General features: G+C 59.9%; 7 protein-coding genes. All 7 read left to right on the forward strand.

The window, feature by feature from the left end:
- Positions 1 to 589: hypothetical protein (locus ACFPOE_RS21955; RefSeq protein ID WP_376852475.1), on the forward strand; the 589-nt coding region annotated here is incomplete at its 5' end.
- A gap of 216 nt (positions 590 to 805) precedes the next feature.
- Positions 806 to 1,381 carry a hypothetical protein gene (locus ACFPOE_RS21960; protein WP_376852476.1) on the forward strand — a complete coding sequence of 192 codons (576 nt, stop codon included), beginning with the start codon at positions 806 to 808 and terminating at the stop codon, positions 1,379 to 1,381.
- 103 nt (positions 1,382 to 1,484) lie between these two features.
- Positions 1,485 to 2,552 (forward strand): RelA/SpoT domain-containing protein, encoded by a 1,068-nt coding sequence (locus ACFPOE_RS21965; protein ID WP_376852477.1) that lies wholly within the window; start codon positions 1,485 to 1,487, stop codon positions 2,550 to 2,552.
- An 88-nt stretch (positions 2,553 to 2,640) separates the two neighbouring features.
- Positions 2,641 to 3,201 (forward strand): DUF6985 domain-containing protein, encoded by a 561-nt coding sequence (locus ACFPOE_RS21970; RefSeq protein ID WP_376852478.1) that lies wholly within the window; start codon positions 2,641 to 2,643, stop codon positions 3,199 to 3,201.
- Between the two features lie 90 nt (positions 3,202 to 3,291).
- A complete protein-coding gene (locus ACFPOE_RS21975; protein ID WP_376852479.1) occupies positions 3,292 to 3,690 on the forward strand; it encodes a GNAT family N-acetyltransferase in 399 nt (132 codons plus the stop codon).
- 1,015 nt (positions 3,691 to 4,705) lie between these two features.
- Entirely contained in the window at positions 4,706 to 5,206 is a 501-nt protein-coding gene (locus tag ACFPOE_RS21980) for a GNAT family N-acetyltransferase (protein WP_376852480.1), read from the forward strand.
- Between the two features lie 100 nt (positions 5,207 to 5,306).
- The coding region (locus ACFPOE_RS21985) for a hypothetical protein (protein WP_376852481.1) at positions 5,307 to 5,609 on the forward strand (303 nt) is incomplete at its 3' end.

The raw sequence follows: 5,609 nt of genomic DNA on the forward strand, positions 1-5,609 counted from the left end.
AAAGTCGTCCCGCAGCTGCGCCGCGCCGTTCCTTGTGCGCCGGTTACGTCCGACGTTAGGCTGCATGAAGCGGTTTTTGCCCATTCTGATCGCAGCGGGCGGTAGTGCGCTCGCTGCGGCGGCACTTATCACGGCCTCCATCGCAGCCGGCGGCGGACTGCTCGCGGAAGGGATAGGTGGATGGCTCTTCTGCCTGCAACTGCTATTGACCTTTGGCCTCATGTGTATCCCGTTTGCCCTGTTCGCGATTCCGGCATTCCTTTTGCTCATGCGATTCCAACGCCTGTCGTGGTACTGGTCGGCCTGTGTTGGCGGCTTAGTTGCAGCAATGCCCGTGACTGCGGGGGTCATACTGTTTTCCTTCGATCCAGGGAGTGCCGAAGCTCAGATTTTTGATGCCACAGCACTAACCTCCGTCACTGTCACAAATCACGGCGTCCCCACCACGGCTGGTTGGGAATTCTTGTGGAATCACGTGGGCGCGGCTGCCGTCGTGGGAGCGTTCGCTGGCATAGTGTTCTGCCTTACGCTCGGTCTAATGACCAGACGTCCAAAGGTTTGCCCAGGAGCGCAGCGCAATGCAGCCTAACAAGTCCGTCAACGCGGACGCCCAAAGCCGTCTCGCAGCTGCGCTGCGCCGGTCCTTGGTCGCCGGTTACGTCCGACGTTAGACCGCACTGTGACGCAGCACTCCCAATGGCCGGTCGTTGTCCTCGCTTTGGCGAACGCGCGCCGAATGGTGTGGGCGTCACTGCTATTCGGTGGGGTGTGTCTATTGGAAGAGCTCGCGTTCGGTGGAGGCTACATGTACTTAACCGCTGGCGTCTTTGGTGGATTATTCGTGTTTGCGATCGCGAATTTGTTTTCGCTACGCCAGAATGAGAACGACGTAAGAGCCATTCTGAGATCTTCCCAACTCGGAGGATTGGTCGTATGCGTAGCAATGGGTTGGATGGGATGGGATGCACTCTTGATCCCGCAAGACCAATATCAGTACGCTGAGGTTGCACCTTCGCTTATCCTTGTCGCAATCTTGATTTTTGCCGTGTCCTGGGTCATTTACGTGCGACGCTCGGGCGAGCGCTTTCGTGTGGCTTGTGCTGCAATTTCCGATCTTCAGCACAGTGCTGCGGATCGAGCTCAGGCGCTGCTAAAGTTGTTGGCGGGCGACCAACAAGGCGTTATCGAATCGCGGGTGGCCAAATGGGGCCCAGTGGCCGCGGTTGCTGGTATGGCTGCTTCGTCGCTCGGCGGACACCGTGTCGTTTCTGCATTCTTTTTTGTCCTGCTGTCGCTGATCATGTGTCCGGCGTTCTTAGGGGCCCTGGCTGGCTTCAAGAGTCTGGAGTCAAAATTTCTTCCCAAACATGCAGAGGGGTGAACGTGCGGTCTAACAGGTCCGTCAACGCGGACGCCCAAAGTCGTCCCGCAGCAGAGCGGCGCCGTTCATTGGTCGCCGGTTACGTCCGACGTTAGACATCACAATGGCGCAGACTGAATCACTCTTCCCCGGCGGCTCGAAGAAACGAGTGAATCGCGCTGGGAGCGCTGTTCGCGATGGCACCGCGACCGAAGAGGACCTTGGGGTCATCGACGAATGGCGTGCAGCGCATCGCGGCGTTTTGAATACCTTTCAGGCGATCCTCCGAAATCGGACGAGGGATACAGGAATCGCCGTGGCTCAGCGCCACAAACGGAAGCGGACGATCTTCGACAAGCTGCTCAGGTTTCCTCAGATGCAACTTGCCCGAATGGATGATGTTGCAGGCTGCCGCCTCATTTTTCGGCGCTTGAAGGATCTGTACGCCTTTCGAGACGACTTCCACCGGGCTCGCTTCAATCACAAGCGCCGGAACGATCTCGACAAGTACGACTACATAAAGCAGCCGAAGGACACGGGCTATCGCGGGGTTCACGACATCTACGAGTACGACGTGAACTCCGATGTCGGAAAAGGCCTTGCGGGACTCTACGTCGAAATTCAGTACCGTACCCTCGTGCAGCATGCGTGGGCTACAGCTGTGGAAGTGATCGGGTTCGTGACTGAGAGCCAGCCGAAGTTCCAAAAGGGCGACCATCGGTATGAGCGAGCAATGGCTCTCGCGAGCGAAGTTCTCGCCCGCGCGCATGAAGGTTCTAAGGGGCCGGTCCCTGATCTCTCAGATCGAGAACTCGTAAAGGAATTCTTGGCTCTGGATGGCGAACTCCACCTGTTGCGAATGCTTCGAGGTCTGAACGCAACTGACAAGGCAGTCTCGGCGAAGCGGAACGCGATCCTCATCATGTCTGCCACTGGAGAACTTGAGGTCAAGATGTACCGAGAAGCGCCCGACGCTCTTCGTGCGCTTTTCGAACTCGAGAAGGAGATGCCGGATCGAGACATCGTTTTGGTGCGTGCTGATACGAGCGATGAGGTCCGCATTGCGTTCCGGAACTACTTTTCCGACGCCCGAGACTTCATCAAGCTTATTGAGGACGGGTGTGCAAAGCTTACGCAGCCTCGGACTAGGCGCCACTTACCTGCTAAGGCGTCTCGCAAGAGGGGTAGGTGATGTCTAACAAGTCATTCGACGCGGACGTCCTATCGGCTGGCTTCGCCAGCCTACTGTCCGCCGGTCAATTCCGACGTTAAGGCTCAGCATGCCTAGCTCGCACCTTCACTTCGACCTGGAACACGACCTCTGGTGGACCGCAAATGCGGTGCTGCCTTCTTGGAACGGCTTTCAAACGAGGCATGGTGCCTACGGGTCGCAGAGTTCTGCTGAACCTTCTGATGGCTCCGTGCGCATCGTATTTGCGCCAGAAGGACGGGGAACTGAACCATTGACCGACGCCGAAGTCGCAAGTGTGGCCTGGCTCGTTGAGAACGAAGCTTCGGTTTCTCTAGCACTTCTCTCGGCCTTGCTGGCCGAGTACCCTTCACTCCAGGATCAGTACGGCTATTCGGCGGAAGAGGCGGGGCAGTACATGCCCAAGGTCGCTTCGGTCGAGGACTTCCGCGGGTTGATTGGGTTGCACTCTGTCAATGTGCATCCACTGCAAAAGGACGGCATGCCTTACGTTGGCTTTGAGTTGGGTTGCACTTGGGATGACGAGCACGGCCTCGGTGCCCTCATGCACGGCACGCGCGTAGTCGAAATTGGTGGTGCTGACGCTGCGCTGCTTTTGTGGATCGCGAAGCGAGATGCGGCTAAGCCTTAACAGGTCCGTCAACGCGGACGCCCAAGGTCGTCCCGCGGCCTTGCCGCGCCGTTCATTGGTCGCCGGTTACCTCCAACGTTAGGCGGCACCATGGATATCCGCGCGATCGAACCAAGCGAAATCGAAGAGGCAAGAATTCTTCTTGCGCGGGCCGGTTGGTCCCATCGGGTTTCCGATCCTGAGGGATTCCGCCACTTGATTTCCCAGTCGCAGATTGCATTGGTTGCGATCGATCAGAGGCAAGTTGTCGGATTCATTCGAGCGCTCACCGACGGGTTGAGTAACGGGTATTTCTCGATGCTCGTGGTGCACGCGGACCACCGATTAAGTGGCATTGGGTCGGCGCTGGTGCGAGCTGCGATGGGCGAAAATCCGGAAATGACTTGGGTTCTCCGCGCACAACGGCCTGGGCTGGTCTCGTTTTACGAAAAGCTCGGATTTCGGGTCTCCGAGGTTGCGATGGAAAGGGTGCGTGCAAGTGCTGCCTAACAGGTCCGTCAACGCGGACGCCCAAAGCCGTTCCGCGGCTGCGCCGCGCCTTTCCGTGGTCGCCGGTTACGTCCGACGTTATCGGTCGAGGCAATGAGGAAGTCGTTTGCATTCGCGCACGTTGCCTGGACGGCGGTTCGTTCGTCGTCGCGCCGGAATAGCTCGCGCCGCGGCCGGTTGGCTGTTGACGGTGCGTGCGCGGTGCTCGGGCAGTCCTCTGGCACGCATGGTCGCGGTAGCCTGCTTTGGCAATCGGGTTGTTCCGCGTGGGTGGGTTCCAGTGCGCGCGCGCTCAAGCCGCTTCACTTCTCTGGGGGGCCATCCCGGGCGGTCGGGTTGGCAGCAGTTCAGCCTGGTAGCGCTCCGGCGACTCCTCAATACCGCCGCGCACTGGGCGCCGTGGTGGCAGCAAGTGGCCGGTCGGCACTCAACGTTGGTTTGGCCTTGGCCAGGGCGGTATCCGATAACAAGTCAATGCACACGGACGCCCAGGTACTAGCCGCTGCGCGGCTACGCCTCCCGGGCGCCGGTGATTTCCGACGTTATCGGTCGAGGCAATGAGGAAGTCGTTTGCATTCGCGCACGTTGCCTGGACGGCGGTTCGTTCGTCGTCGCGCCGGAATAGCTCGCGCCGCGGCCGGTTGGCTGTTGACGGTGCGTGCGCGGTGCTCGGGCAGTCCTCTGGCACGCATGGTCGCGGTAGCCTGCTTTGGCAACCGGGTTGTTCCGCGTGGGTGGGTTCCAGTGCGCGCGCGCTCAAGCCGCTTCACTTCTCTGGGGGGCCATCCCGGGCGTTCGGGTTGGCAGCGGTTCAGCCTGGTAGCGCTCCGGCGACTCCTCAATACCGCCGCGCACTGGGCGCCGTGGTGGCAGCAAGTGGCCGGTCGGCACTCAACGTTGGTTTGGCCTTGGCCAGGGCGGTATCCGATAACAAGTCAATGCACACGGACGCCCAGGTACTAGCCGCTGCGCGGTTACGCCTCCCGGGCGCCGGTGATTTCCGACGTTATGTCTCATGAGAGCTGACATTGTTCCACTGCGAGATGAGCACTTTTCGCAACTGCGCGAGGTGCTTGATGCGGTGGCGCGCGAGGGTCGGTATTTGGCATTCCTCCAGGCACCCCCGTTGGAGGAGGCGATTGCGTTCTACCGCAATATTCTTGAGCGCGAATGCCCGGCCGTCGTCGCTGTAGCGGACGGAAGGGTAACCGGGTGGTGCGACGTTTTGCCAACGAATGGCGAGGCTCGCGCCCATGTGGGCACCATAGGTCTCGGACTCATCCCAGAGTATCGAGGCCGCGGGATAGGAGCTGCGCTAATGGCGGAAGCGCTCGAACGGGCGTGGGCGAAAGGGTTCACGCGAATCGAACTTACAGTGCGCACCGACAACGTTAGAGCAAAGCGGCTCTATGAAGGGCTAGGCTTCACCGTCGAAGGGACGCTGCGCGACGCCTTCCGAGTCAATGGCGAGTACTTCGATTCATTGTTTATGGGGTTGCTCCGTCATGAGACATAACAGGTCCTTCGACACGGACGCACAAGTCCGTCCGTGCGCGTTGCGCACGCGCTTCCTGTGCGCCGGTCAAGTCCGACGTTAAGACTCATCGGAGAAACGTATGAGCACTCGAAGCGGAAAGATCGTGTTCCTCGGCAAGTTGCTCGTCGCAGCAATGGCGCTCGTGGCTCTGGTCGCACTTCCGGCGCGGCAGTTGGCGCCCTCGGTCACACTCGCTGAGCTGCTGGCGTATTGCGCCATTGGCGTGGCCTGCGTCATGGCGCTCATCATCCTTGGCGCCATCTGCTCGCTCCAGTTCTCGCAGTTCATCCTGCGCGCGGGCGGGACGGACGCGCAGTGGTACTGGTTTGCGAGCGAACCCAAGGGGCTGGCCGCTTTGCGCGAGCAGCAGTCTGAAGGAAAG

Source organism: Caenimonas terrae, from assembly GCF_042655405.1.
Classification (GTDB): domain Bacteria; phylum Pseudomonadota; class Gammaproteobacteria; order Burkholderiales; family Burkholderiaceae_C; genus Ramlibacter; species Ramlibacter terrae_A.